Consider the following 26,036-nt stretch of genomic DNA (forward strand, 5'->3'; position numbering starts at 1 on the left):
TTACGCTTTATCACTCGACGAGGGGGATGATTCGGAAACGGGCGCGGCGGGTTTAGCTTCAGCCGTTTTTACCATCGGCTCTTCCGGCTGTGCCTGTTTTTTCAGTTCAGTTTCCTGCGGCGTTTGCTCAGGCGCTGCGGCCTGGTGCTCCGCACTCGCTGGCGTCACGCCCTCACGCTGCGCTTCGCTGTCCTTCACCACCGGGTTATGAATAGTGTTCGCTTCATCGCTCGCTTTTTCAGGATCGTTAACGCTGTAAGAGCGCTTCATGGATTCCGCCGCTTCGCGCAGTTCATCCATTGAGGCTTTCAGTTCCGGCGTCAGGTTATCCATGCTCGCCTTCTCGACCTTTTTCAGGCTTTCCTGAAACTCCTGCAGCTTAAGTTCCTGCGCCAGCTCATTTTGAACGGTCGAGGCCAGCGATCTTAGCGCACGAACCCAGCCCACGACGGTTTTTACCGCAACCGGCAGACGCTGCGGTCCCAGCACGATCAGACCAATCACAAAGACCAGCAGCAGCTCACTAAAACCAATGTCGAACACGACTTACACCTGCTCTTTATCGTGGCGTTTAGCGTCTTCCTTTTTGGCATCTTCTTGCTTGTCGGAGATGGATTTAGCAGTAAAGTCAGCGTCCTGGCTGGTTTTATCCTGCTTGCTCTCATCATCGCTCATCGCTTTCTTGAAGCCTTTGATAGACGCGCCCAGATCGGAACCAATAGAACCGAGCTTTTTGGTGCCAAACAGCAGCACGACGATGACGGCAATAATGACTAATTGCCAGATACTGATACCACCCATACATATTCCTCAGGGATAGATGATTAATTGGTCAGATCGCATTATACGTATGCGACCCGTCGATGGCGACGCAAACTCAGCGCGTTTTTCTCCATCCTGCAAGCCAGACAACAACCCCGCCAGCCATCAACCAGGCGGGCATCATCTGCCAGTCAGGACGGTTGATCAGCAGCAGCGTACCGCTCAGCAGCAGCGTTGCGCCAATCCCAAAAAGATAGCGTGACTGTCCCTGGCGCACACGGCTGGACTGAAGCTCGCGGGCGATTTTATCCATGCTGTGCTGAAGATTCTTGCTCTGACGCAAACTGTCGTAAACCAGCTCAGGAATTTCAGGCATTTTTTCTATCCAGAACGGGCCTTTCTCTTTAAGAGACCGAACCAGCGCCGGAAGGCCAACCTGATCCTTAATCCAGGATTCCAGGAAAGGTTTAGCCGTCTTCCACAAGTCTAACTGAGGATAGAGTTGTCGACCTACACCTTCAACGTAAAGTAATGTTTTCTGAAGTAAAACTAACTGCGGCTGAACTTCCATATTAAAGCGGCGAGCCGTATTGAACAGGTTTAACAATACGTGGCCAAAGGAGATTTCTGCCAGCGGTTTTTCAAAAATTGGTTCGCAAACGGTCCGGATCGCAAACTCGAACTCTTCGACGTTGGTGTCCGGCGGAACCCAGCCGGAATCAACGTGCAGCTCAGCCACTTTTCGGTAGTCGCGGTTGAAGAACGCGATGAAGTTTTCAGCCAGATAACGTTTATCTTCTTTGTTCAGCGAGCCCACAATCCCACAGTCGATACCGATGTACTTCGGATCCTCAGGATGCTCGTAGCTCACGAAGATATTACCCGGGTGCATGTCCGCGTGGAAAAAGCTGTCGCGGAAGACCTGGGTAAAGAAGACCTGAACGCCACGTTCGGCCAGCAGCTTCATGTTCGTTCCCTGCTTCTCCAGGGCCACCACGTCCGAAACCGGAATACCGTAGATGCGCTCCATGACCATCATGTTCTGGCTGCAGTAGTCAGAATAGACTTCAGGCACATAGAGCATCGGGCTGTTTTCAAAGTTCCGACGCAGCTGAATAGCGTTTGCCGATTCGCGCAGCAGATTAAGCTCATCAATCAGCGTTTTTTCATACTCCCGCACCACTTCCATCGGGCGCAGTCGGCGACCATCAGGTAACAAACGCGGTACCCAACGCGCCAGACGATAAATCAGCTTCATGTCGGCTTTGATGATCGGCAGGATATCCGGGCGGATCACCTTGATCACCACCTCTTTACCGTTCTCTTTCAGACGCGCAGTGTGCACCTGAGCGATAGAAGCCGACGCCAGCGGTTCTATTTCGAAATCGTCAAACCAGGCTTCAACGGGAAGATTTCCCATCGCCTCTTCGATCTGTTTCTTCGCTCTCACCCCATCAAACGGGGCGACACGGTCCTGAAGCATCGCCAGTTCATCGGCAATGTGCGGCGGGAAGAGATCGCGGCGGGTTGAGAGCATCTGCCCGAACTTAATCCATACCGGGCCGAGCTCCTGCAGCGCCAGACGCAGGCGTTCACCCAGCGGCTGACCTTTATGGCGATTTGGCATCCAGAACAGCGTCCGCCGCCAGATTCTGAGCGGCAGCGTGATACGCATTTTGGGGATAAGCTCGTCGAGCCCGTAACTCAAAAAGGTGTGGATGATAAAATAGAGGCGCCGAATTTCACCAGGCGTCATTTGCCCTCCAGTTTTTCCAGCCGTTTGGTTAACGCATCAACCGCGCGTTCAACAGCAGCAGTCTCTTCCGCAAACCACGCCACTTCCAGCGGTCCAGGGGCCATGCGCCACTCTTCCGTCAGTACTTCCGCGGCATAGCGCTGTTGACGTTGCAGATTTTTGCGCAGGAACGCCGTGCCGCCATGAATAACTTTCCCGATCCCTTCAGCGGCGATGTCGCCAATAAAAGGCGCCAGCAGCTCTGCCGGGTCGAATTCAGCCAGATCGCTGAGCGCAACAAAGTTCTGCACGACCTGGATGTCACCTTCTACTTCCAGCTCACCGCTGCGGATAAGCGCCGTTAATTGCTGGCGATCGCGCAACTTTGGCAGCACGCTCATATGGGTAATGACCGAGCAATCAGCCTCGCCTTCCCACTCACCCAGAACGTCAAGCTGGCGTTCGCTGAAGACCAGCACGAGCGGCGTCGAGAACTCTTTTAATACAATGCGCAGTACCTTCCCGTTTAGCCGCTGACGTGCGGCTTTCAGCGCCGGAGCGCGATACAGGAAGGCATTCAGCACATTCTCGATGCCTGCGGTGACTAAGGGTTTAAAGGGCACGGGACACCTCCACTCAGAATTTGTAACCGCGATGCAGCGCGACGACACCCGCCGTCATGTTGAAGTATTCAACGTTCTCAAATTCCGCATCCTGCATCATGGCTTTTAAGGTGTCCTGATCCGGGTGCATGCGAATTGATTCCGCCAGATAGCGATAGCTTTCCGCGTCGTTTGCCACCAGCTCGCCAATACGCGGCAGCACGTGGAAGGAATAGGCGTCGTAGGCTTTGCTCAGCGGGTCGATAATCGGTTTAGAGAACTCGAGCACCAGCAGGCGTCCACCCGGCTTCAGCACACGGTACATGGAGCGCAGCGCTTTTTCTTTATCGGTGACGTTACGCAGACCGAAGGAAATAGTGATGCAGTCAAAGGTATTGTCCGGGAACGGCAGCGCTTCGGCGTTGGCCTGCACGTACTCCACGTTACCCACCACGCCGATGTTACGCAGCTTTTCGCGTCCCATTTTAAGCATGGAGTCATTAATATCAGCCAGTACAACGCGACCGGTTTCGCCCACCAGACGGGAGAATTTCGCCGTCAGATCGCCCGTACCGCCAGCCAGATCGAGAACCGTTTGTCCACGACGCACACCGCTGCAGTCGATGGTGAAGCGCTTCCACAAGCGATGAATGCCGAACGACATCAAGTCATTCATCACATCGTACTTCGCCGCCACAGAATGAAATACGTGGGCCACCATGTCAGCTTTCTGCGCTTTGGCTACAGTCTGAAAGCCAAAGTGCGTCGTGTCTTGTGAATCGTCAACCATCTCAGAGCCTGCTAATCAGTCAAATGTTCGTGAAGTGTAACAGATTGGGCGCAATTGCCCTACGATTCAACCACCGCGAAAGAAACGCGCCGGCTGTTCATCTGGCGATAAACCCGCCGCTAAATCGTTGTCCTGGCTGAGGGTATTTTGTTCATCCCTGCCCTCACGCAGACGGAACTCTTCGTCCTGCGCTGTCGCCTGTTCGACCAATTCCGGATTAATCTCGCGTTTAACCTCCACCCCCAGGCTGCGGAATGCTTCAGCCTGCGCAAGCAGGTTGCCACGCCCCGAGGAGAGCTTTTTCATCGCCTGGCGGTAGTTATCCTGCGCACGGTCCAGGCTTTGTCCGACGGAAGACATATCGTCCACGAACAGACGCATTTTGTCGTACAGCTTGCTGGCGCGATCGGCAATCTGCTGGGCATTGCGGCTCTGGTGCTCATAGCGCCACAGGTTGGCAATGGTCCGCAAGGCCACTAACAGCGTGGTGGGGCTGACCAGCATAATGTTATTTTTCAGCGCTTCAGTGATAAGCTCAGGCTGTCTGTCGAGCGCCAGCAAAAACGCGGGTTCGACCGGGATAAACATCAGCACGTAGTCCAGCGAGCGCAGCCCCGGCAGCTGCTGATAATCCTTTCTGCCCAGCAGGCGAATATGGTTACGCACGGAAGCAATGTGCTCCTGCAGCGCCGATTCGCGCGTGTAGTCATCTTCGGCATTGAAGTAACGCTCATAAGCCACCAGCGTCATTTTGGCGTCAATGACCACATCTTTGCCCTGTGGCAGCCGCACAATCACATCCGGCTGCAGGCGCGAGCGGGCGTCGTTTTCGATACTTACCTGCGTTTCGTATTCATATCCTTCCCGCAGGCCGGAGGCTTCCAGCACGCGGGTAAGTACCACTTCCCCCCAGTTACCCTGAGTTTTGTTATCGCCTTTCAGCGCCCGCGTCAGGTTGACCGCCTCCTGTGCCATCTGCGCATTCAGCTGCTGAAGATTGCGAATCTCATGGGCCAGCGTGTGGCGCTCGCGGGCTTCCTGACCAAAGCTGTCCTGCACCTGACGGCGAAAGCCGTCCAGCTGTTCGCGCAGCGGCGTCAGGAGGCTGTTCAGGCTCTGGCGATTCTGTTCGTCAACGCGGCGGTTGCTGTGCTCGAAAATGCGGTTAGCGAGGTTCTCAAACTGCTCGCTGAGGCGCTGCTCGCTGTTAATCATCTGGCGGATTTTGTCTTCGGCGTGCAACTGAGTGGACTCAAGGCGGGTAGTCACTTCGCGGAGATCGGCCTCCAGCGAGGTGTTGATATCACGCAGGTTACGCAGTTCGTTATTGAGCAGCTCGCACTCGTCGCGCCAGTGGTCGCTCAGCGCAACCTGTTGTTTTGCCGCGCTAAGCTCGGCGACGATCTCTTCCCGCTCAGCCAGCTGCTCGGCTTTCTGCTGCGCGTGCTGGTAACTGGAAATCAGCCAGCCTATCCCTACGCCCGCCAGCGCAATCACCGCATAAATCAGGATTGAGATATCCACAATGCCCCCTGCATCAACGTATTACCCGCACAAAATAAGATTGTGCTGTATAAACGTCCAGTTTGAAAGGGTTTTCCTGCGAGGCGCTACGCAAAAAATAAAGGCCGAACGCGTCGGCCTTTTATCTCAGAGAGGAGAACTAGATCAGGCGGCGAGCCGCTTCAACCACGATTTTCACCGCATGACTTTCGGTCTGCTTCATAGTTTCGGCGTTCGGGATCTCCTGCTGGGTACGGTTGACGATAACGCCCGCCACCATACCGGCACGCAGACCCTGGCTTGCGCACATGGTCAGCAGCGTTGCGGATTCCATTTCGTAGTTCATCACGCCCATAGACTGCCACTCTTCCATTGAGCCTTTGAAGCGGCTTACAACGCGGCCAGAGAAGGTGTCGTAACGCTCCTGGCCCGGGTAGAAGGTATCGGAAGAGGCGGTTACGCCCACGTGAGTGGTTGCGCCCACGGATTTCGCCGCTTCAACCAGCGCGGTGGTGCACTCGAAATCAGCCACTGCCGGGAATTCCATCGGCGCAAAGTGCAGGCTCGCGCCGTCCAGACGCACGGACGCGGTCGTCACCAGCACGTCGCCGACGTTGATGTGCGGCTGAATAGCGCCGGTGGTACCGATACGCAGGAAAGTACGAATGCCCAGTTGCGCCAGCTCTTCAACCGCAATCGAGGTAGACGGGCCACCGATACCGGTAGAGCACACAATCACCGCTTTGCCATCCAGCTCTGCGCGCCAGGTGGTGAATTCACGATGGGCAGCCAGCTTGACCGGCTTATCCATCAGCGCGGCGATCTTTTCCACACGCTCCGGATCGCCAGGGACGATAGCGAGCGTAGCCCCTTGTAAATCGTTTTTAGTGAGGCCGAGATGAAAAACATCAGACTTAGACATAGGTGACTCCTCTGTGGGTCGGTTAGTCAGAAGAAGTAAAACGGTACTTTACAGAAGCAGTAAGCATATTTTCGTGACGCACCTCACCATGAATGAAAATGATTACATTGAATTTCCATAAAAAAGTGATTTACATCACATTAACAAGTTATATCGCCAGGTGCTGCACAAAAGATAGACCGTTTAAGGCACTGTGAGTTGTTAACCTGGTGTCTATATTTACCTTTGCGCTAACTCATTGGTACGGAGAATGCCATGACTGAAAAAACCGGTTTTGCACCTGCTGCGGCCCCACATGCTTCAACCATCGTGTCGACGCCAGAAGCGGCAATTACCGCGGGTGAGACCTCCATTCCCTCGCAGGGGGAGAATATGCCTGCTTATCACGCACGGCCAAAATCGGCAGACGGCCCGCTGCCCATCGTGATTGTGATTCAGGAGATATTTGGTGTTCACGAACACATTCGCGACCTCTGCCGCCGGCTGGCGCTGGAAGGGTATCTGGCCGTTGCGCCAGAGCTCTACTTCCGTCAGGGCGATCCGAACGACTACAGCGATATTCCAACATTGCTCAGCAACCTGGTCAGCAAAGTCCCGGACGCGCAGGTGCTGGCCGATCTCGATCACGTCGCCAGCTGGGCGGCGCGCAACGGCGGTGATCCGCATCGTCTGCTGGTCACCGGTTTCTGCTGGGGCGGACGCATTAGCTGGCTGTATGCCGCGCATAACCCGCAGCTCAAAGCCGCTGTCGCCTGGTACGGCAAACTGGTGGGTGAAAAAACGCTGAATTCACCGAAACATCCCGTGGATATCGCCACCGAGTTAAATGCCCCCGTGTTAGGGCTTTACGGTGGACAGGACACCGGTATTTCGCTTGATTCGGTAGAGACCATGCGCCATGCGCTCCGTGCGGCCAATGCGAAGGCGGAGATCGTGGTGTATCCGGATGCCGGGCATGCGTTTAACGCGGATTATCGTCCGAGCTATCACGCTGAATCGGCTAAAGATGGCTGGCAGCGGATGCTGGCGTGGTTTAGCCAGTACGGCGGTAAGAAGGCGTAATAACAAAAAAGCCCGGTGGCGGCTACGCCTTACCGGGCAATCCAGCACCTACGCCTGACGCAAATTCTGCGCCGCCTTCACCATGTTGGCGAGCGCCGCGCGCGTCTCTGGCCAGCCGCGAGTTTTCAGTCCGCAGTCCGGGTTCACCCACAGGCGCTCTGCAGGGATGCGCTGGGCCGCTTTTTTCAGCAGGGCTTCAATCCACTCCACGCTCGGCACGTTCGGGGAGTGAATGTCGTACACGCCCGGCCCGATTTCATTCGGATAGTCGAACTCTTCAAACGACTCCAGCAGCTCCATGTCTGAACGCGAGGTCTCGATGGTGATCACGTCAGCGTCCAGCGCGGCAATCGAATCCATGATGTCGTTAAATTCGCAGTAACACATGTGGGTGTGGATCTGGGTGTCGTCCTTAGCCACCGCAGCGTTGATGCGGAACGCTTCCACGCCCCACTGCAGGTAAGCATCCCAGTCGCTGCGGCGCAGCGGTAAACCCTCGCGCAGCGCCGGTTCGTCAATCTGGATGATGCCAATCCCCGCAGCTTCCAGATCCGCCACTTCATCACGCAGCGCCAGCGCAATCTGTTTGGCAATGGTCTCGCGGGTCACGTCTTCACGCGGGAACGACCAGCAGAGAATGGTAACCGGGCCGGTGAGCATGCCTTTCACCGGCTTGTCGGTCAGGGACTGCGCGTACTTCGCCCACTCAACCGTGATCGGTTCCGGACGGCTGACGTCACCGATGACCACCGGCGGCTTCACGCAGCGGGAGCCGTAGCTCTGCACCCAGCCGTTTTGGGTAAAGACGAAGCCGTCCAGGTGTTCACCGAAGTATTCCACCATATCGTTACGCTCGGCTTCGCCGTGCACCAGCACGTCCAGCCCCAGGCGCTCCTGCTCGATAATCGCCTGCTTGATGTGTTCCGCGATGCCGGTGCGGTAGTGGTTCGCATCCAGATTGCCCTTTTTGAAGTCCAGACGCAGGCCGCGGATCTCCGTAGTCTGTGGGAAGGAGCCGATCGTCGTGGTCGGCCACGCGGGAAGGTTGAAGCGGGCGCGCTGGGCTTCGGCACGTACCTCATATGGGCTCTGGCGCTGGCTATCCTGGGCGGTGATGGCCGCCAGACGTTTTTCCACCGCCGGGTTGTGCACGCGGGACGAGTGACGACGCGCCTGGATCGGAGCGCTCCAGTCGGTGATCGCCGCCGTGTCGCCGCTGTTCAGCGCGTCGCGCAGCAGTGTTAGCTCTTCGCATTTTTGCAGGGCGAAGGCAAACCAGCTTTTCACTTCAGGGTCGAGGCGGGTCTCCACGCTGAGATCGATTGGGCTGTGCAGCAGCGAGCAAGAGGATGCAACCCACAGCTCACGTTTGCCGACGATGTCTTTAATCTGTGCATATTTTTCGGTCAGATCGGCGCGCCAGACGTTACGGCCGTTGACCAGACCGGCGGAGAGCAGCCAGTCTGCGGGCAGGCGCTTGTGCAGTTCCACCACATCGTCCTTACCGTGAACCAGGTCAACGTGAAGGCCCTGAACCGGCAGCGCGGTAATGGTCTTCAGGTTCGGCGTCACGCCTTCGAAATAGGTGGTGAGCAGGAGTTTTACCTGTCCGGCGAGCGCGTCATACGCCGGTTTGAAGGCATCGAGCCAAACCTGGGGAAGCTCCAGCACCAGCGCAGGCTCGTCGATTTGCACCCACTGGATACCGCGCTTGCCCAGCTCAATCAGCACCTGCTTATAGACCGGAAGAATATCGTTCAGCAGGCTGAGGCGGTCAAACTGCTCGCCCTTCACTTTACCCAGCCACAGGTAGGTTACCGGCCCCAGCAATACGGGCTTCACCTGGTGTCCCAGCGCCAGCGCTTCATCCACCTCCTCCAGAAGCTGCGTCCAGGTCAGCTTAAACTGCTGGCCTTTGACGAACTCCGGCACCATATAGTGATAGTTGGTATTAAACCACTTGGTCATTTCCGCCGCTGCCGCTGGCTCACCCGTTGGTGCGCGGCCACGGCCGATGCGAAACAGGGTATCAATATCCACCGATCCATCTTTGTTCTGATGACGAGCCGGTACGTTGCCAAGCAGCAGGCTGGTCGTCAGAACATGGTCGTACCAGGCGAAGTCGCCCACCGGCAGCAGGTCAATGCCCGCCTGTTTTTGCTGATCCCAGTGGCGGGCGCGCAGCTCCCGCCCCACCGCCAGTAGTTCTTCACGGGAGGCGTTGCCCGCCCAGTAGCTTTCTTGCGCTTTTTTCAGCTCGCGACGCAGGCCAACGCGAGGGAAACCGAGAGTGTGATTGCGGATTGTCATGGTGTGCCCCTTGTGAAATTCGTTATTTAGACGTCCAGATGTTTACACTTCTATAATTGGCAGGTACTGTATATTCCTCAAGCGCAAAATGTTCATGGCGGAGTGAAGGACTTTCATGATCGAGATTAAACACCTGAAAACGCTACAAGCGTTGCGGAACTGCGGTTCGCTCGCGGCGGCTGCGGCCACGCTGCACCAGACCCAGTCCGCCCTTTCTCACCAGTTCAGCGATCTGGAACAACGCCTCGGATTTCGTCTTTTTGTGCGTAAGAGCCAGCCCCTGCGCTTTACGCCGCAGGGTGAAATTCTTCTTCAGCTGGCGAATCAGGTGCTGCCGCAGATCGCCAGCGCGCTGCAGGCGTGTAACGAGCCGCAGCAGACCAAACTGCGCATCGCCATTGAGTGCCACAGCTGCATTCAGTGGCTGACCCCCGCGCTTGAAAACTTTCGCCAGAAGTGGCCGCAGGTGGAGATGGACTTTAAATCCGGCGTGACGTTCGACCCGCAGCCTTCGCTCCAGCAGGGCGAACTGGATCTGGTGATGACGTCCGACATCCTGCCGCGCAGCGGCCTGCATTATTCACCGATGTTCGATTATGAAGTGCGCCTGGTGCTGGCGCCGGACCATCCGCTGGCGGCCAAAACGCGCATCACGCCGGAAGACCTGGCGACGGAAACGCTGCTAATTTATCCGGTCCAGCGCAGTCGTCTGGATATCTGGCGCCACTTCCTGCAGCCAGCAGGCATTAGTCCGCAGCTGAAAAGCGTGGATAACACCCTGCTGTTGATTCAGATGGTGGCGGCCAGCATGGGGATTGCGGCGCTGCCGCACTGGGTGGTGGAAAGTTTTGAACGCCAGGGTCTGGTGGTCACCAAAACCCTGGGAGAAGGACTGTGGAGCCGGCTGTACGCCGCCGTGCGCGACGGAGAGCAGCGTCAGCCCGTTACGGAAGCGTTTATTCGCTCAGCGCGGAACCACGCGTGCGACCACCTTCCGTTTGTGCGGAGCGCGGAGCGACCCAGCGGCGATGGACCCACAGCGAAGCCAGGATCACCGCTCCCCCAATAAGGAAGCTCGGCCAGTGCGGCTGTTCCTGCCAGATGGCGAGGTTCACCAGCAGCCCCGCTGGCACATGCACGTTGTTCATGATCCCCAGCGTCCCGGCGTCGACCTGCGTAGCGCCGTAGTTCCACATGAAGTACCCCAACCCTGACGCCACCACGCCCAGCCAGACCAGAACGCTCCACTGCACGGTGGTGGTCGGCAGCTTTTGCGGGTTACCGAGCAGAAACCACGCCGCCACTGCGACAATCGCCGCACCCATATAGAACCACGCAAACGCGTTGTGCTGCGGCATAGGGCGGGTTTCCATCAGGCGTTTGTAGCCTACCATGCCGATAGCAAAGCTGATATTGGCGAGCTGGACGAACATCAGCCCGGTCCAGAAGTGATCGCTTACTTTGTCATAGCGAATTATCGCCGCCCCGACCACCGCCAGCGCGGCGCTCAGCAGGTATCCCCAGCGCAGACGGCGTCTGCTGAGCAGGTCGTAAATCAGCGTGATATAGAGCGGCGTCAGCACGGTAAAGAGCAGGAATTCAGAGACGGACAAGTAGACGTAAGCCCGGAAGCTAAACAGATACATGATGCCGAGCTGCATCGCGCCCACCAGCATGTAGAGCAGAATGGTTTTCAGCGATTGCCCGCGCGTGCGCAGGAATGGCAGGAACACCAGCGCCGCCAGCCCCACGCGCATCAGCACCGAGAAGTAGCTGTCGACCGAACCGGCAAGGTATTCGCCAATCAGGCTAAAGGAGAAGGCCCACAGGATAGTGGTGATAATGAGTAGCGCCACAATGCTTGTCTCTCAGAAAGAAGGAGAGGCATTGTAGCGAACTCTTTAGTTGACAACTGAGCAATAAACAACCGAATGAAGATTATTCAAGGAACAGCTTGCGCAGATACTTCGGTACCGCGTTGTCTGCGTTGGTGCCGATCACTTCCAGCTCCGGGTGCAAATCTTTCAGACGCTGGTGTGCGTTTTCCATAATGCAGCCCTTGCCTGCCATCGAAAGCATCTCGGCGTCGTTCATGCCGTCGCCGAAGGCGATACAGTCCTTCAGCTCAAAGCCCAGTCGTTTCGCGACGGCTTCGAGCGCGTGGCCTTTAGAGACGCCCCCGGCCATTACTTCCAGACAGGTCACGGTGGAGAAGCTCACGTTGACACGATCGCCCCAGCGGGCGTTGATCGCCTGTTCCAGCGGCAGCAGCTCTTCGTGGCTGTCGCAGGTGAAGAACACCTTGCTGATCCCCTCTGGATCCAGCAAACCCGGCTCATAAAGGGAGTAGTTGAATACCGCTTCCCTGAAGAAACGCATTTCATCCGGGCGGTGGCGATTCATGAACCATTCGTCGTCGCGGTAAACGTTAGTGACGATAGCCGGGTTGTTATGCACCACGCCGAACAGATCGGCTGCAATATCGCGATCCAGGTTGTGCGTAAAGATCAGGTTGCCGTCGGTATCATGCACGCGCGCACCGTTGGAGGTGATCATGTACGACTTGATCTCAAGGTTATCGCGGATCTGCCCCACGTCCACGTGGTGGCGGCCGGTGGCAAACACAAAGTTCACGCCACGGGCGGTCAGAAGCTTTAAGGTCTCTTTCGCGTAAGGCGACAGGGTGTGGTCGGGGGAAAGCAGTGTGCCATCTAAATCAGATGCAACAACCTGGTACATAGGGATTTCAACCTCTGGTGGAAAACAATAATCAATTATGCCTGTTGAAAAATTCAACAATGGCGTTAAGCGCGACTGAGCGCATAGCGTCCTTTTCAAAAAGGATCTCATGGAACGCGCCGTTGATGACCAGCGGTTTACCCCCTTCGCAGGGGTGTCCCGCCGCAGCGCGCAGTTCACAATAGCGGTCATGCATGCGGTTATCCACCACACGCTCTTCTTCCGCCTGAATCAGAAGCGTCGGCGTGTCATCATCGCCTACGCCCGCCAGCACCTGCTCACCAGCCAGAATACCCTCCCGCACCCAGTGCCAGGTCGGGCCGCCGACGCGCAAGCGCGGTTCATCGGCATAAAAGCGCAGGTTGCGGCGATAGCGCTGCCGACTGTGGGTCAAGACGTTGATGGCGAACGGCAATGCGCGCCAGCGTCCGGTTCCGATGGCATAGCCTTCACGAATGCGCTGATGGCCCTCAGCCCAGTCGAGTAGATGGCGCACCATCCAGTCGGGGAAGCGAATAACGATACCGTACATCGGCGCGGTAAGCGCAATGGCGTCGCACTGGTGCTCATACCGCTGCAAAAACAGCGTCGAAATGGCACCGCCCATGGAGTGGGCAAGGATATACCGCTTGCGCCAGGGGCCGGGCTGCAATTCCTGCTGCCAGAATGCGGCAAAATCGTCGACGTAATCGCTGAAGCGATCCACGTGCCCACGGTGCGTGTCGGGCAGCATACGCCCGGACAGCCCCTGCCCACGGTGGTCGATGATCAGCACATCAAAACCCATATGGACCAGATCGTAGGCCAGTTCGGCATATTTAACGTAGCTTTCGATACGCCCAGGGCAAACCACGATCACCCGGTCATTTTTTTCATTGCGGAAACGAACGAAGCGCACCGGGATGCCCCCGACGCCGGTAAACTCGTCTTCCTCGCGCTGCCGCCAGAAATCGGTCAGCGGCCCCATTGAGAAAGCAGCAAATGCGTTTTCTCGTGTTTCCCAGTCCTTTTTCTGCTGAAACATTGGGTTTCCACTCACGTAATCCAGGGAATATCGTTTTTTTTCGTCACTGGTCACAAAATGACTCAACAATAGCGTATTGTGGCATAAAAATAGACGGTTCGGGAGTTTCAAATGACCTTCGAGTGGTGGTTCGCCTATCTGCTGACATCCATAATCCTCAGCCTTTCACCCGGCTCTGGCGCCATTAACACCATGACCACCTCCATCAACCACGGCTATCGCGGTGCGGCGGCGTCGATTGCCGGTTTGCAGACCGGGCTGGGCATTCATATTGTGCTGGTCGGGATTGGTCTGGGGACCCTGTTCTCCCGCTCCGTGCTGGCCTTTGAAGTGCTGAAATGGGCCGGGGCAGCGTATCTGATTTGGCTCGGTATCCAACAGTGGCGTGCGGCAGGCTCCATTAACCTGAATACGCTCGCTCAGACGCAAAACCGCGGCCATCTGTTTAAGCGCGCGGTGTTCGTTAACCTGACCAACCCGAAGAGCATCGTTTTCCTCGCCGCCCTGTTTCCGCAGTTTATCGTGCCGCATCAGCCCCAGGTGATGCAGTACGTGGTGCTGGGTGCGACCACGATTATTGTCGATATCATCGTGATGATTGGTTACGCGACGCTGGCGCAGCGAATTGCGGCGTGGATTAAAGGGCCTAAGCAGATGAAGGCCCTGAATAAAGTTTTTGGCTCGCTGTTTATGCTGGTTGGCGCGCTGCTCGCGTCAGCGCGTCATGCTTAGCGAGAAATGATGAGATGAATGCCGAAGCCGGCGAACAGCGCGCCGGCGAAGCCGTCGATCCACTTCGCGATACGCTGGTAGCCGCGGCGCATCGCCGGTAAGGCGAACAGGCTGGCCACAATGGTAAACCAGGCAAAGGTTTCAACGACGATCAGTAGGAAGATGCCCCAGCGTGCGCCCGCGCCAACGCTATCGCCGACAAACAACGAGAACACGGAGCCGAAATAGATAATCGCTTTCGGGTTCGCCAGGTTGGTCAGCAGCCCTTTTACAAAGCTGCGTCCGCCCGTTGCCAGCTCTACTTTTGGTTCTTGCGGTTTTTGCTCTTCTTTCTTCAGCGCCCCGCGCAGCATCTGGTAGCCCATCCAGCACAGATACAGCCCGCCGCCAACCATAATGATGTTATGCAGCCAGGCCATCTTCGCCAGGATCAGGTTCAGACCGAGCAGCGCGACCGCCGCCCAGATCATAACGCCCATGGTGATACCGAGCACGCCCATCATCGCTTCTTTGCGGGAGCGGCTGACGGCCGTTTGCGACACGAAGAAAAAGTCAGGGCCGGGGCTCATCAGCGCAACGATGTGCACTAACGCCACGGTGAGAAATAGCATTAACATAATTAGCTCGCGGGGAAATAATTTAGTGAGTCATCATCCTGGCACTTTTTCGCCCGGCTGACTACTCCTCATCATCACCATCAACGTGTGAACGGATGAGCGCCATAAACTCTTTACCAAAGCGCTCCAGCTTGCGCGTGCCGACGCCGTTGACGCTGAGCATTTCACTGGCGCTAAGCGGCATCTGCTCGGCCATCTCGATCAGCGTCGCGTCGTTGAACACCACGTAAGGCGGGATGTTTTCTTCGTCGGCGATAGCCTTACGCAGCTTGCGCAATTTGGCGAACAGCTTGCGGTCGTAGTTACCGCCGTAGGATTTCTGCATCACGCGAGGCTTGAGGGCGACCACGCGCGGCACGGCGAGCTTGAGTTCAACATCACCGCGCAGTACCGGACGCGCCGCTTCGGTCAGCTGCAGGGCGGAGTGCTGGGCAATGTTCTGCGTGGCAAAGCCGAGGTGGATCAGCTGACGAATAATGCTGACCCAGTGTTCGTGGCTCTGGTCTTTACCGATGCCGTAAACCGGCAGCTTGTCGTGGCCCATGTCGCGGATACGCTGGTTATTGGCACCGCGCAGCACTTCTACCACGTAGCCCATCCCGAAGCGTTGATTCACGCGGTAAATGGTCGAGAGCGCTTTGCGCGCGTCCATCAGGCCATCGTACTGCTTCGGCGGATCGAGACAGATATCGCAGTTGCCGCACGGCTCCTGTCGCCCTTCACCAAAGTAGTTGAGCAGCACCAGACGGCGGCAGGTTTGCGCTTCAGCGAAGGCGCCCATCGCGTTGAGCTTGTGGCGCTCGATGTCCTGGAGCTGCCCCTGTGGCTTCTCTTCCAGACAGCGGCGCAGCCACGCCATATCGGCCGGATCGTAAAACAGCATCGCTTCCGCCGGCAGACCGTCACGCCCGGCGCGGCCGGTTTCCTGATAGTAGGATTCGATATTGCGGGGGATGTCGAAGTGCACCACAAAGCGCACGTTCGGCTTGTTGATGCCCATCCCAAATGCCACCGTCGCGACGACGATTTGCAGGTCATCGCGCTGGAATTTCTCCTGCACGTCGGCGCGGATGTGGTTCTCTAACCCGGCATGGTAAGCAGCGGCGCTAAAGCCGCGGTTTTGCAGACGCGCGGCGGTGTCTTCCACCTTAGCACGGCTGTTGCAGTAGATGATGCCGGACTTGCCGCGCTGCTCCTGCACGTAGCGCAGGAGCTGATCCAGCGGCTTGAACTTTTCCATCAGCATATAGCGGATGTTAGGGCGGTCGAAGCTGCTGACCTGAATATACGGGTCGTTCAGCCCCAGCAGGCGAACGATATCCAGACGCGTGGTGTCATCTGCCGTGGCGGTAAGCGCCATAAACGGCAGCTCGGGGAAGCGTTGACGTAGCTGGCCGAGAGCGGCGTATTCCGGGCGGAAATCGTGTCCCCACTGGGAGATACAGTGCGCTTCATCGACCGCCAGCAGGACCGGGTTCCAGTGCGCCAGGTGATCGAGGAAGTTATCCAGCATCAGGCGCTCTGGCGCGATATACAGCAGGCGAATCTGCCCGGTGCGGCACCCGGCCATGACCTCTTGCTGCTGCTCGCGGGTTTGCGTCGAGTTCAGACAGGCCGCCGCCACGCCGTTGGCGAGCAGCTGGTCCACCTGGTCTTTCATCAGGGAAATGAGAGGCGATACCACGACCGTCAGGCCGTTCAGCACCAGCGCGGGCACCTGATAGCAGAGAGATTTACCGCCGCCAGTCGGCATTACTACCAGACAGTCCCGGCCTTCCAGCACGGTTTCAATGATGGTTTCCTGGCCGGGGCGGAACTGCTGGTAGCCAAAGGTTTCATGCAAAACCTGTTTAGCCAGCGACTCCTGATTCAATACTTCCGCCTGCGCCACGTTAACCCCATTTGCGAAAAATAAAACAGGCGCTATTTTCAGCGCCTGAGAGAGAAACTTCAACGTTTAACGCAAAAACATTCGAGCAGCCTAGAGAATATCGTTCAGCATTACGCCTACGCCAACGCGAGTCTGGTTAAAGTTGTAGTCGATCAGCGACTCGCCATAGCCGCTATACACCTGGGTATAGAGACGCACGTGCTTCGTCACCGGATAGCTTAAGCCCACTTCAGCACCGCCGTAGCCAGTGTTCCAGTTGTACTGGCCTTTCGCGCTCAGCACGGCGTCGCCTAACTGGTAGCCGACTTTGAGCTGGTAGTAGCCCATATATTTGGTAATGTCCGGGTTATCATCCGTGCTGCCGACCACGTACCATGGCTTCACTTCCACCATCCAGTTGCCGTTCTGCGCCATCAGGCGCGTATAGGCACGGTTCCAGCTGCGTGAAGTAGGGTCAGACCGGCCGTTAGAGTCGTGATTAAAACCGACCTCAACGTCACGCAGCGTCCAGCCAGCAAATTCATAATCCGTTGCGAAGCCGAGGAAGAGCTGCGGCTCATAGTTGGTTTCACGGAACGGTGAGGATTCGCCGCTGTTAGAGAGCTGCCACCAGGATTTCTGCGTGTAAGAGGCACCGAGCACCGAGTTCGGCCCCAGAATACCGCGCCAGAACGGGAACGCGAGGCTGAGCTGGAACTTCACCTCATCCTTACGCGCATTATCAGACCAGTTATAAGAGCTTATCGCCTCTTTGTTGAGATCGCTGGTCTGGGTATAAATCACGTAGTTCGTGTCATACGGGTAGAGCGTGAACGGGTTGTCATGCTCCTGAAGCATATTGGCGATAATGCTGCCCTTAACGGCAGGCTTATCATGGACTTCTTTGATCGTCGCTTCCTGCGCATATGCTGTGAGGGGCAGCGCAACCGCCGCCAGTAACCAGGCCAGATACGTCCGCATCGGTGGTGTTCTCCTGCAAAGAGTAAAATTACCTGAATAGTTATGAGGCGAACATTCTACAGACTTCTGCGATAACTGCTGCATCCTCGTTTCTGAAAGTGGAATTCCTTATTGCCGAGGCATAAAATCAACATTTCATTAACAATAAGGATGTGATGCCTCATGTCAGCCATGCTTACCGCCGAAGAAGTGTTAAAACTCGTGGGCGAGATTTTTGTTTACCATATGCCGTTTAACCGTGCGCTGGGACTGGAGCTGGAGCGTTACGAGAAAGAGTTTGCCCAGTTAAGCTTCAACAACCAGCCGATGATGGTGGGTAACTGGGCGCAAAGTATTTTGCACGGCGGGGTGATTGCCTCCGCGCTGGATGTGGCGGCAGGCCTGGTCTGCGTGGGCAGTACGCTGACCCGTCATGACACCATCAATGAAGACGAACTCCGCCAGCGTCTGGCGCGCATGGGCACTATCGATCTGCGCGTCGACTATCTTCGCCCGGGCCGCGGAAATCGCTTCACCTGCACCAGCAGCCTGCTGCGCGCGGGGAATAAAGTTGCCGTGGCGCGTGTTGAATTACACAACGAAGAACAGGTGTATATCGCCAGCGCAACCGCTACTTATATGGTGGGTTGAGGCGGCAAAATCGGGTAAAATTGATTCACTTTTTTGTAACGGATTTTCCCGATGGATGCTAAACAGACGCGGCAGGGCGTTTTACTCGCCCTTGCCGCTTATTTTATTTGGGGTATCGCCCCGGCGTACTTCAAATTTATCGCCTATGTACCGGCCGATGAGATCCTCACTCATCGCGTCATCTGGTCGTTCTTCTTTATGATCGCGCTGATGAGCATCAGCCGTCAGTGGTCCGGTGTTAAAACGCTGCTCAAAACCCCGAAAAAGGTCCTCCTGCTGGCGCTCTCTGCGGTGCTGATTGGCGGAAACTGGCTGCTGTTTATCTGGGCGGTGAATAACCACCACATGCTTGAAGCAAGCCTCGGTTATTTTATTAACCCGCTGGTGAACATCGTGCTGGGGATGATTTTCCTCGGTGAGCGCTTCCGCCGGATGCAGTGGGTGGCAGTGATTCTGGCCTTCTGCGGCGTGCTGGTGCAGCTCTGGACGTTTGGCTCGCTGCCAGTTATCGCCCTCGGTCTGGCGTTCAGCTTTGCCTTCTACGGCCTGGTGCGTAAGAAGATTGCGGTGGAAGCCCAAACCGGGATGCTGTTTGAAACCCTGTGGCTACTGCCGGTGGCGGCGATTTATCTCTTCGGTATCGCCGACAGCCCCACCAGCCATATGGGCAGCAACACGTGGTCGCTGAACCTGATGCTGATGGCGGCGGGTGTGGTGACCACCATTCCGCTGCTGTGCTTTACCGGTGCGGCGACGCGCCTGCGTCTCTCCACGCTGGGCTTCTTCCAGTACATTGGCCCGACGCTGATGTTCCTGCTGGCGGTGGTGTTTTACGGCGAAGTGCCGGGTGCGGATAAGATGGTGACGTTCGCCTTTATCTGGGTGGCACTGGCGATTTTCGTCGCGGATGCGATTTATACCCAACGCAGGGCGCGCAAAGGGCTGTGATGTTGCCCTCACCCTAACCCTCTCCCACAGGGAGAGGGAATTCGATCGTAGGGCGGGTAAGCGCAGCGCTACCCGCCAAATTTTACAGCCAGTTACGACGCTTAAAGTAGAGATACGGCGCCAGCCCGGCGAGGATCATGAAGATAATCGCCCCCGGGTAGCCAAAGCTCCACTTCAGCTCAGGCATAAACTCAAAGTTCATCCCATAGCTGGACGCCACCAGCGTCGGCGGCAGGAACACCACGGACACCACCGAGAAGATCTTAATGATGCGGTTCTGCTCGATGTTGATAAAGCCCATCGCCGCCTGCATCAGGAAGTTAACCTTCTGGAACAGGGATTCGTTGTGCGGCAGCAGGGATTCGATATCGCGCAGGATCTCACGCGCCTGTTCCAGCTGACCGCCCGGCAGACGCGCCTTGCGTACCAGGAAGTTCAGCGCGCGCTGGGTATCCATCAGACACAAACGCACCTTCCAGCCGATATCCTCCAGCTCTGCCAGCGTTGACAACGCTTCATCGTACTCATCGCCCTGATGGCCTTCCATGATCACGCGGCTCAGCTTTTCCAGATCGCTGTAGATGTTTTCAATTTCGTCCGCCAGCTGTTCAATTTTGGTCTCGAACAGATCGAGCAGCAGCTCGTAAGCGTTACCGTCCACCATCGCCTGGCTGCGGGCGCGCATGCGGTAGAGACGAAATGCCGGCAGCTCACGCTCGCGCAGAGTGAACAGACGACCGTCGCGAATGGTAAACGCCACGGTGGAGTTACCCGCGTGGTCTTCTGCATCTTCAAAGAAGAAGAAGGAGTGAATGTGCAGGCCGTCTTCATCTTCAAAGAAACGCGCGGAGGCTTCGATGTCTTCCAGTTCCGGGCGGGTTGCCAGGCTTTGCCCCAGCTCAGATTGTACGCGAAGGCGCTCATCGTCGTCCGGCTCGACCAGATCCACCCATACGGCATCAATGAGGGGCTGTGACTCTTCGGCTTCAAGCCGAGTCAGTCGGTTATTTTCGAGTTGAAATGCGCTCAACATGACCGGGACTCCCAATGCAAAAAATATCGGACAGTTCGGTGGGCACACAGAAACAAATTGGGTTTCAGACCATTAAACAGCCTGACTCAGCGCGACGGGAATAATGCAGTCGCTGACAACCACTAAGGCCATCAGCAAGAGGAGATAGCCTTAGGAGTTGTTCCTGGATGACAGGGAATTGAGCCAGTATCTACTGGGTGTGTCCAAGGCGAATGTCCTCTTAGCGTAATCGTGCGCGCATGTTACGCCAGCTATAACTGTGGCGTCAACACGCAACGGAACGCTGAAGGGCATTAATTGACCTTCAACGTATAAGGCTAGCAGATTATTACAAAATAATGATATTTTTCTGAATGTTAGACTGTTTCCAGCTTCGCATAGGCCGCCACCAGCCATTTAATCCCCTGTCCCTGGAACGCGACCTGCAGGCGGCTGTGCTCGCCGCTGCCTTCCAGATTCACAATGGTGCCTTCGCCAAACTTCGAATGGCGCACGCGCTGGCCAAGCTTATAACCGGTGTCGGTTTCAGAGATCGGCGACCCCATGCGCGGATGGCTAACCGGGCGGCTGATGCTGGCGCGCAGACGCACCTCCTCCACGCACTCCTCCGGCAGTTCGCCGATAAAGCGCGACGGACGGTGATAGACCTCTTTACCGTACAGGCGGCGGGTTTCCGCGTAGGTTAGCGTTAGCTTTTGCATCGCACGCGTCACGCCCACGTAGGCCAGTCGACGTTCCTCTTCCAGACGCCCGCCTTCATCCAGCGACATCTGGCTCGGGAACATTCCTTCCTCCATCCCGACGATGAACACCTGCGGGAACTCCAGGCCTTTGGCGGAGTGCAGGGTCATCAGCTGAACCGCATCCTGCCAGGTGTCCGCCTGCCCTTCACCCGCTTCCAGCGCGGCGTGGGAGAGGAACGCCTGCAGCGGCATCAGATCTTCGTCTTCTTCGTTGTAGCTGAACTGGCGCGTTGCCGTGACCAGTTCCTCTAAGTTCTCAATACGGGTCTGGCCCTTCTCGCCTTTTTCCTGCTCGTACATGGTGCGCAGGCCGGAGTCTTTAATCACCCGGTCGGTCTGCACGTGCAGCGGCATGTCGGCGGTTTCCTGCGCCAGAGCATCAATTAATTCCAGGAAGCGCTGCAATGCGCTGGCGGCACGTCCGGCGAGGGCTTTTTCCTGGAGCAGCTCGCGGCACGCCTGCCACAGCGTCAGCTGGCGATCGCGCGAGGCCTGACGCACTACGTCCAGCGTACGGTCGCCAATGCCGCGCGTCGGCGTATTGACGACGCGCTCAAACGCCGCGTCGTCGTTGCGGTTAGCGATCAGGCGCAGGTATGAGAGCGCATCTTTGATTTCCTGACGCTCGAAGAAGCGCATGCCGCCGTAAATGCGGTAAGGCATGCTCACTTGCAGCAGCGCCTCTTCCAGCACGCGCGACTGGGCGTTGCTGCGGTAGAGAATAGCGCACTGCTCCAGCGCGCCGCCGTTGTCCTGCCAGGTTTTGATGCGGTTCACCACGAAGCGGGCTTCGTCGAGCTCGTTGAAGGCGCAGTAAATCGAAATCGGTTCGCCGTCGACGCCGTCGGTCCACAGCTTTTTCCCCAGACGCCCGTTATTGTTCTCAATCAGGGCGTTGGCCGCGCTCAGGATGTTGCTGGTTGAGCGGTAGTTCTGCTCCAGACGAATGGTTTCCGCGCCGGGGAAATCGTTGAGGAAGCGCTGGATGTTCTCCACCTGCGCCCCGCGCCAGCCGTAGATCGACTGGTCGTCATCGCCCACGATCATCACCTTGCCGGTATCCCCCGCCAGCAGGCGGATCCACGCGTACTGGATGTTGTTGGTATCCTGGAATTCGTCCACCAGGATATTGGTGAAGCGTTCGCGGTAGTGCTGCAGGATGTGCGGCTTGTTGAGCCACAGCTCGTGGGCGCGCAGCAGCAGCTCGGCGAAATCCACCAGGCCGGCGCGATCGCACGCTTCCTGGTAGGCCTTGTAGACGTTCTGCCAGGTCTGCTCGACCGGGTTGCCGAAGCTCTGAATGTGGTGCGGGCGCAGCCCCTCGTCCTTCTGGCCGTTGATGTACCACATCGCCTGACGCGGCGGCCACTGCTTCTCGTCGAGATTCATCGCCTTGATCAGGCGCTTCAGCAGACGGAGCTGATCTTCGCTGTCGAGGATCTGGAAATCCTGCGGCAGATTGGCGTCCATATGGTGCGCGCGCAGCAGGCGGTGCGCCAGGCCGTGGAAGGTACCAACCCACATGCCGCCCTGGCTGGTGCCCATCAGTTGGGCGATGCGGTGGCGCATCTCCGCCGCCGCCTTGTTGGTAAACGTGACCGCCATGATGGAGTACGGCGAGCAGTTCTCCACGCTCTGCAGCCAGGCGATGCGGTGAACCAGCACGCGCGTCTTACCACTGCCCGCCCCAGCCAGAACCAGCAGGTTGGTGCGCGAGGCGGCAACCGCGTCACGCTGTTTGTCATTAAGGCTGTCGAGCAGGTAAGAAACGTCCATTGGCACCGTCACGTCATGTCGGGCAGGCAACTGTTTCCATTCGCCAAAACCCTGTTAATTTATACAGAACAATTGATGATTATATCAGCGTCGTGAGGGATGCCAACCGCGAAATTTCCACGTGCGGCAGAAGACGGCTGTCGGTTGCGGTCATCAGCTCCGCATTTTCTGGCCTGATCCAGCAGGCCTGCATCCCGCAGCGGATGGCGCCGGCCACGTCCGTGGTCAGGTCATCCCCCACGTGCAGGATCTCACCCAGCGGCAGGTTAAGTTTATCTGCCGCCAGATGGTACATGTCACTGAACGGCTTCGCGCGCCCGTGCGGACCCGCGCGCAGCACGAACTCAAAGTAATCGCTGAGGCCAAACAGCTCCGGCTGGGCATTACCGTTGGTAATGGCCACCAGCGGCCACTTTTCGGCAAGCGTCGCCAGCGTGTCGTGGGTCTCCTGCGGCACGTCGATACGGCTGCGCCATTTGGCGAAGTTTTCCATTGCCGCTTCAGCACCGATGGCCGCATCCTGCGCGCTCAGGCCAGCGTTGAGCATCGCCTGCTCAACCGCACGGCGACGCCATTCGGTCACGTCATGGTAAATGTCCGGTTCGGTCTCCCGCAGGGACTGGCGCAGCTTCTGGAAATCCTTGTTCTGCATCGCTTTCAGCGCGGGGTGGTAGTTCTGTACAAACGCCAGCGACTCCTGCTCGGTACGCAGGATCACCTCGCGGTTGTCATAAAGGGTGTCATCAAGATCAAACGTCAGGGCTGAGATCTGTCCGAGTGGGCGGTAAAAACGCATTATTTCCCCCGTTTGGCGCGTGGATGCGCCGCGTCATACACCGAGGCAAGGTGTTGGAAGTCTAAGTGGGTGTAGATTTGAGTGGTCGACAGATTCGCGTGGCCAAGCAGTTCCTGCACGCCGCGCAGATCGCCGCTCGATTCCAGCATGTGTGTCGCAAAGGAGTGGCGCAGCTTGTGCGGGTGAACGTGGCTGTTCAGCCCCTGCTTAATGCCCCACTCCGCAAAGCGCTTCTGCACGTTACGCGCCGAGATCCGCTTGCCGAGCTTCGATAAAAACAGCGCATCTTCTTCCGCGCCAAACAGCCCGCGTAGATCCAGCCAGTGCTCAATCCAGGAGACCGCATTGCGGCCAATCGGCAGGCGGCGCTCTTTGCTGCCCTTGCCCATCACCCACACTTCGCCGGTGTCGAGATCGAGATGCTTTAAGTCGAGGTTCACCAGTTCAGACAGACGCAGGCCTGCGCCGTACATCACCTCCAGCATCGCGCGGTCGCGCACGGCGAGCGGATCGTTAAGATCGATATCCAGCAGGCGGTTTACGTCGTCGACGTCGATATTTTTCGGCAGATGGCGCGGAGCTTTCGGCGTGGCGATCCCTTTCGCCGGGTTGGCTTTCAGGCCGCCCTGGCTGACCAGCCAGTCGAAGAAACTGCGCAGCGCGGAGAGCCGGAGCGCCAGGCTTGCCGGACTGAGATTTTTTTTTCGGCTACGCACGACGAACCCGCGTACCGTGGCAGCATCACATTGTTGCCAGCTTTTCAGGCCGATTTCGTCGGCAATCTGCATGATGGCATCAAGCTGACGCTGATAGTTGAGCAGCGTGACAGGGCTGAGCTGACGCTCAACGCCCAGATAGCGCAGAAAGCGCGAGACGTCAGTGGCGAGCAGTCCGTCCGTCATACGCGTTCAATCCAGCGCTCCAGCAGCTCGGGCAGCATCAGGGCGATCTCCTGCAGCAGGTGCGTGGCTTGCCCCTGCTCGTAGTGGTGCGCGTCGCGGCTGGTAAATAATATTACCCCCAGGTCACCATCGCGCCCCATCAGCGACATTGCCACCGAGCCAATCGCTTTGGCTTCCGGTAACACCACCAACAGCTCTGGCCCGTTAAGCGGCCCCAGATAGTGATGCTCATGGCCCAGGCGCTGAATGCGCAGCGGCTCAAACGCCTGACGGCTGAGCGCCAGATGGGTGAATCCCGACGGTGCGCCAATGCGCCAGCGGTCAGGGAACAGACGAATCGTTGCGCCTGCCAACCCCAACTCCCGGGCCCATCGGTGGAAGCGGCTGAGGAACTCGTCAAGGCTGTGCGCCGACGCCAGACGCGCCTGAAGATGCAGCAGACGATAGAACAGGCTTTCGTTGGTGCTGGCCTGCTCCATCAGCAGCGTCATGTTCTCTTCAAGCTGATTGATGTGGTTGCGCGAGCGCGCCATGTGCCATTCGACCAGCGACACGGTCCCGCGAACCGGATGCGGCACGCGCATCTGTTCGACGATGCGCGCATTGCGAATAAAAAACTCAGGATTGTTCAGCAGATAATCAACAACAGCGCTGTCGTCCAGTTCCGTCACTGTTTCCTGCAGTTCTTCCCCTGGTTGTTTCATAGATGGATAAACCCGTCATAAACATGTGTCGCCGGGCCCGTCATATACAGTGGATGACCCGGTCCTTTCCAGGCGATATCAAGCCGACCGCCCGGTAATTCCACGCGAACCTCTTCTGCCAGTAACCCCTGAGAGATCCCGACGGCGACGGCCGCACAGGCACCGCTTCCGCAGGCCTGAGTCTCGCCCGCGCCGCGCTCGTACACCCGCAGGCGGATGTGCTCACGCTTCACCACCTGCATAAAGCCGATGTTCGCGCGCTCCGGGAACCGCTCGTGGCTTTCCAGCACCGGACCGAGCGTTTCGACCGCAGCAGTTTCCACGTCATCCACCTGAATCACGCAGTGCGGGTTACCCATCGAAACGACGCCGCACAATACTGTCTGCTCGGCCGCACGCATAATATAGGTCTTTTCCGCTTTGTTTGCGCGAAACGGCACGGCGGAAGGCTCGAAATTAGGCTCGCCCATATTCACGCGCACCAGCTCGTCGTCGGTGACGCTGAGCACCATGCGGCCGTTGGCGGTGCTGACCCGAATATCGCGCTTGTTGGTCAGCCCTTTCAGGCGGACAAAGCGGGCAAAACAGCGCGCGCCGTTGCCGCACTGGTTAACCTCGCTGCCGTCCGCGTTAAAAATACGGTAGTGGAAATCGAGGTCGGGATCGTAGGGCGGCTCAACCACCAGCAGCTGATCGAACCCCACGCCCACGTGCCGATCCGCCAGTCGACGGATCAGCTCCGGGGAGAAAAACACATTCTGCGTTACCGCGTCGACGACCATAAAATCGTTGCCAAGGCCATGCATTTTAGAGAACTGCATCATTTGCTCCATTGCGCGGGTACAGAACGTTGTC

Annotated in this window: 26 protein-coding genes; 5 read left to right on the forward strand and 21 right to left on the reverse strand. The window is 57.4% G+C overall.

The genetic code is table 11. The annotated features are described in order from the left end of the window. From tatB to udp, 7 genes are all read right to left on the reverse strand, one after another. Positions 1 to 543, reverse strand: a complete 543-nt coding sequence (gene tatB / locus AB8818_RS20955; RefSeq protein ID WP_116343716.1) for a Sec-independent protein translocase protein TatB — start codon at positions 541 to 543, stop codon at positions 1 to 3. 3 nt (positions 544 to 546) lie between these two features. Beyond that, positions 547 to 801: a Sec-independent protein translocase subunit TatA gene (gene tatA / locus AB8818_RS20960; RefSeq protein WP_013099238.1), complete on the reverse strand. Its 255-nt coding sequence runs from the start codon at positions 799 to 801 to the stop codon at positions 547 to 549. Positions 802 to 877: 76 nt separating this feature from the next. After that, positions 878 to 2,518, reverse strand: coding sequence for a ubiquinone biosynthesis regulatory protein kinase UbiB (gene ubiB, locus AB8818_RS20965; protein WP_080330389.1), 1,641 nt, complete (start codon positions 2,516 to 2,518; stop codon positions 878 to 880). Then, a complete protein-coding gene (gene ubiJ / locus AB8818_RS20970) occupies positions 2,515 to 3,120 on the reverse strand; it encodes a ubiquinone biosynthesis protein UbiJ (protein WP_192984995.1) in 606 nt (201 codons plus the stop codon). The genes ubiB and ubiJ overlap by 4 nt, the downstream gene beginning before the upstream one ends. 13 nt (positions 3,121 to 3,133) lie before the next feature. Next, complete coding sequence (gene ubiE / locus AB8818_RS20975; protein WP_028014779.1) at positions 3,134 to 3,889, reverse strand: bifunctional demethylmenaquinone methyltransferase/2-methoxy-6-polyprenyl-1,4-benzoquinol methylase UbiE; 756 nt, start codon at positions 3,887 to 3,889, stop codon at positions 3,134 to 3,136. A 66-nt stretch (positions 3,890 to 3,955) separates the two neighbouring features. Beyond that, positions 3,956 to 5,413: a DNA recombination protein RmuC gene (rmuC, locus tag AB8818_RS20980; protein ID WP_192984999.1), complete on the reverse strand. Its 1,458-nt coding sequence runs from the start codon at positions 5,411 to 5,413 to the stop codon at positions 3,956 to 3,958. A gap of 139 nt (positions 5,414 to 5,552) precedes the next feature. Next, the gene (gene udp, locus AB8818_RS20985) at positions 5,553 to 6,314 is read right to left on the reverse strand and encodes a uridine phosphorylase (RefSeq protein WP_003860792.1); all 762 of its coding nucleotides are present in this window, start codon (positions 6,312 to 6,314) and stop codon (positions 5,553 to 5,555) included. Between the two features lie 255 nt (positions 6,315 to 6,569). On the opposite strand from udp, the gene AB8818_RS20990 reads away from it, so the two are divergent. Next, complete coding sequence (locus AB8818_RS20990; RefSeq protein ID WP_023333795.1) at positions 6,570 to 7,376, forward strand: dienelactone hydrolase family protein; 807 nt, start codon at positions 6,570 to 6,572, stop codon at positions 7,374 to 7,376. Between the two features lie 48 nt (positions 7,377 to 7,424). Here the strand turns inward: AB8818_RS20990 and metE are convergent, their stop codons facing one another. Beyond that, positions 7,425 to 9,686, reverse strand: coding sequence for a 5-methyltetrahydropteroyltriglutamate--homocysteine S-methyltransferase (gene metE, locus AB8818_RS20995; RefSeq protein WP_163330934.1), 2,262 nt, complete (start codon positions 9,684 to 9,686; stop codon positions 7,425 to 7,427). Positions 9,687 to 9,801: 115 nt separating this feature from the next. Between metE and metR the strand changes: the two genes are divergently transcribed. After that, the gene (metR, locus tag AB8818_RS21000) at positions 9,802 to 10,755 is read left to right on the forward strand and encodes an HTH-type transcriptional regulator MetR (RefSeq protein ID WP_116343712.1); all 954 of its coding nucleotides are present in this window, start codon (positions 9,802 to 9,804) and stop codon (positions 10,753 to 10,755) included. Here the strand turns inward: metR and AB8818_RS21005 are convergent. The 3 genes from AB8818_RS21005 to pldB all read right to left on the reverse strand — a co-directional run bounded on the left by AB8818_RS21005 (position 10,643) and on the right by pldB (position 13,449). After that, positions 10,643 to 11,542, reverse strand: coding sequence for a carboxylate/amino acid/amine transporter (locus AB8818_RS21005; RefSeq protein WP_163330935.1), 900 nt, complete (start codon positions 11,540 to 11,542; stop codon positions 10,643 to 10,645). The genes metR and AB8818_RS21005 overlap by 113 nt on opposite strands. Positions 11,543 to 11,624: 82 nt before the next feature. After that, complete coding sequence (gene yigL / locus AB8818_RS21010; protein WP_045336944.1) at positions 11,625 to 12,425, reverse strand: sugar/pyridoxal phosphate phosphatase YigL; 801 nt, start codon at positions 12,423 to 12,425, stop codon at positions 11,625 to 11,627. Positions 12,426 to 12,456: 31 nt separating this feature from the next. Further along, positions 12,457 to 13,449, reverse strand: coding sequence for a lysophospholipase L2 (gene pldB, locus AB8818_RS21015; RefSeq protein WP_116343710.1), 993 nt, complete (start codon positions 13,447 to 13,449; stop codon positions 12,457 to 12,459). 111 nt (positions 13,450 to 13,560) lie between these two features. Between pldB and rhtB the strand changes: the two genes are divergently transcribed. Then, a complete protein-coding gene (gene rhtB / locus AB8818_RS21020; RefSeq protein ID WP_008501533.1) occupies positions 13,561 to 14,181 on the forward strand; it encodes a homoserine/homoserine lactone efflux protein in 621 nt (206 codons plus the stop codon). On the opposite strand, the gene rhtC is transcribed toward rhtB, so the two are convergent. The 3 genes from rhtC to pldA all read right to left on the reverse strand — a co-directional run bounded on the left by rhtC (position 14,178) and on the right by pldA (position 17,649). Further along, a complete protein-coding gene (gene rhtC / locus AB8818_RS21025; protein ID WP_163330936.1) occupies positions 14,178 to 14,798 on the reverse strand; it encodes a threonine export protein RhtC in 621 nt (206 codons plus the stop codon). The genes rhtB and rhtC overlap by 4 nt on opposite strands. Positions 14,799 to 14,859: 61 nt before the next feature. Further along, entirely contained in the window at positions 14,860 to 16,689 is a 1,830-nt protein-coding gene (gene recQ / locus AB8818_RS21030; protein ID WP_047653585.1) for an ATP-dependent DNA helicase RecQ, read from the reverse strand. 90 nt (positions 16,690 to 16,779) lie between these two features. Further along, a complete protein-coding gene (gene pldA, locus AB8818_RS21035; protein WP_061096767.1) occupies positions 16,780 to 17,649 on the reverse strand; it encodes a phospholipase A in 870 nt (289 codons plus the stop codon). 162 nt (positions 17,650 to 17,811) lie between these two features. Between pldA and yigI the strand changes: the two genes are divergently transcribed. Next, positions 17,812 to 18,279 (forward strand): acyl-CoA thioesterase YigI, encoded by a 468-nt coding sequence (gene yigI / locus AB8818_RS21040; RefSeq protein WP_028014789.1) that lies wholly within the window; start codon positions 17,812 to 17,814, stop codon positions 18,277 to 18,279. A 51-nt stretch (positions 18,280 to 18,330) separates the two neighbouring features. Continuing rightward, entirely contained in the window at positions 18,331 to 19,227 is an 897-nt protein-coding gene (gene rarD / locus AB8818_RS21045) for an EamA family transporter RarD (RefSeq protein WP_116343708.1), read from the forward strand. Between the two features lie 82 nt (positions 19,228 to 19,309). Here rarD and corA read toward each other — a convergent pair whose 3' ends face one another. The 7 genes from corA to dapF form a co-directional block, all read right to left on the reverse strand. Next, positions 19,310 to 20,260, reverse strand: a complete 951-nt coding sequence (corA, locus tag AB8818_RS21050) for a magnesium/cobalt transporter CorA (RefSeq protein WP_008501540.1) — start codon at positions 20,258 to 20,260, stop codon at positions 19,310 to 19,312. A gap of 150 nt (positions 20,261 to 20,410) precedes the next feature. Further along, entirely contained in the window at positions 20,411 to 20,467 is a 57-nt protein-coding gene (ysgD, locus tag AB8818_RS21055) for a YsgD/CorL family protein (RefSeq protein WP_212743980.1), read from the reverse strand. Positions 20,468 to 20,616: 149 nt separating this feature from the next. Next, positions 20,617 to 22,779, reverse strand: coding sequence for a DNA helicase II (uvrD, locus tag AB8818_RS21060; RefSeq protein ID WP_045631335.1), 2,163 nt, complete (start codon positions 22,777 to 22,779; stop codon positions 20,617 to 20,619). A gap of 79 nt (positions 22,780 to 22,858) precedes the next feature. Beyond that, on the reverse strand, positions 22,859 to 23,575 hold the full coding sequence (gene yigB / locus AB8818_RS21065) for a 5-amino-6-(5-phospho-D-ribitylamino)uracil phosphatase YigB (RefSeq protein ID WP_116343706.1): 717 nt from the start codon (positions 23,573 to 23,575) through the stop codon (positions 22,859 to 22,861). Further along, the gene (gene xerC / locus AB8818_RS21070; RefSeq protein ID WP_116343705.1) at positions 23,575 to 24,477 is read right to left on the reverse strand and encodes a tyrosine recombinase XerC; all 903 of its coding nucleotides are present in this window, start codon (positions 24,475 to 24,477) and stop codon (positions 23,575 to 23,577) included. The genes yigB and xerC overlap by 1 nt, the downstream gene beginning before the upstream one ends. Beyond that, complete coding sequence (locus tag AB8818_RS21075; RefSeq protein WP_192985001.1) at positions 24,474 to 25,181, reverse strand: DUF484 domain-containing protein; 708 nt, start codon at positions 25,179 to 25,181, stop codon at positions 24,474 to 24,476. Before AB8818_RS21075 ends, xerC begins: the two co-directional genes overlap by 4 nt. Beyond that, the gene (gene dapF, locus AB8818_RS21080) at positions 25,178 to 26,002 is read right to left on the reverse strand and encodes a diaminopimelate epimerase (protein WP_061096761.1); all 825 of its coding nucleotides are present in this window, start codon (positions 26,000 to 26,002) and stop codon (positions 25,178 to 25,180) included. Before dapF ends, AB8818_RS21075 begins: the two co-directional genes overlap by 4 nt. Between the last annotated feature and the right edge of the window lie 34 nt (positions 26,003 to 26,036).

This window comes from Enterobacter sp. KB-280D8 (assembly GCF_041399405.1).
GTDB classification, from domain to species: domain Bacteria; phylum Pseudomonadota; class Gammaproteobacteria; order Enterobacterales; family Enterobacteriaceae; genus Enterobacter; species Enterobacter cloacae_N.

Coding starts and splice junctions, on each gene's coding strand:
- ubiB (WP_080330389.1), bottom strand. CDS start 2,518: ATGACGCCTGGTGAAATTCGGCGCCTCTATTTTATCATCCACACCTTT.
- uvrD (WP_045631335.1), bottom strand. CDS start 22,779: ATGGACGTTTCTTACCTGCTCGACAGCCTTAATGACAAACAGCGTGAC.
- pldA (WP_061096767.1), bottom strand. CDS start 17,649: ATGCGGACGTATCTGGCCTGGTTACTGGCGGCGGTTGCGCTGCCCCTC.
- dapF (WP_061096761.1), bottom strand. CDS start 26,002: ATGCAGTTCTCTAAAATGCATGGCCTTGGCAACGATTTTATGGTCGTC.
- yigL (WP_045336944.1), bottom strand. CDS start 12,425: ATGTACCAGGTTGTTGCATCTGATTTAGATGGCACACTGCTTTCCCCC.
- yigB (WP_116343706.1), bottom strand. CDS start 23,575: ATGCGTTTTTACCGCCCACTCGGACAGATCTCAGCCCTGACGTTTGAT.
- rhtB (WP_008501533.1), top strand. CDS start 13,561: ATGACCTTCGAGTGGTGGTTCGCCTATCTGCTGACATCCATAATCCTC.
- tatA (WP_013099238.1), bottom strand. CDS start 801: ATGGGTGGTATCAGTATCTGGCAATTAGTCATTATTGCCGTCATCGTC.
- udp (WP_003860792.1), bottom strand. CDS start 6,314: ATGTCTAAGTCTGATGTTTTTCATCTCGGCCTCACTAAAAACGATTTA.
- pldB (WP_116343710.1), bottom strand. CDS start 13,449: ATGTTTCAGCAGAAAAAGGACTGGGAAACACGAGAAAACGCATTTGCT.
- corA (WP_008501540.1), bottom strand. CDS start 20,260: ATGTTGAGCGCATTTCAACTCGAAAATAACCGACTGACTCGGCTTGAA.
- rhtC (WP_163330936.1), bottom strand. CDS start 14,798: ATGTTAATGCTATTTCTCACCGTGGCGTTAGTGCACATCGTTGCGCTG.
- metE (WP_163330934.1), bottom strand. CDS start 9,686: ATGACAATCCGCAATCACACTCTCGGTTTCCCTCGCGTTGGCCTGCGT.
- ubiE (WP_028014779.1), bottom strand. CDS start 3,889: ATGGTTGACGATTCACAAGACACGACGCACTTTGGCTTTCAGACTGTA.
- AB8818_RS20990 (WP_023333795.1), top strand. CDS start 6,570: ATGACTGAAAAAACCGGTTTTGCACCTGCTGCGGCCCCACATGCTTCA.
- xerC (WP_116343705.1), bottom strand. CDS start 24,477: ATGACGGACGGACTGCTCGCCACTGACGTCTCGCGCTTTCTGCGCTAT.
- metR (WP_116343712.1), top strand. CDS start 9,802: ATGATCGAGATTAAACACCTGAAAACGCTACAAGCGTTGCGGAACTGC.
- AB8818_RS21075 (WP_192985001.1), bottom strand. CDS start 25,181: ATGAAACAACCAGGGGAAGAACTGCAGGAAACAGTGACGGAACTGGAC.
- yigI (WP_028014789.1), top strand. CDS start 17,812: ATGTCAGCCATGCTTACCGCCGAAGAAGTGTTAAAACTCGTGGGCGAG.
- rarD (WP_116343708.1), top strand. CDS start 18,331: ATGGATGCTAAACAGACGCGGCAGGGCGTTTTACTCGCCCTTGCCGCT.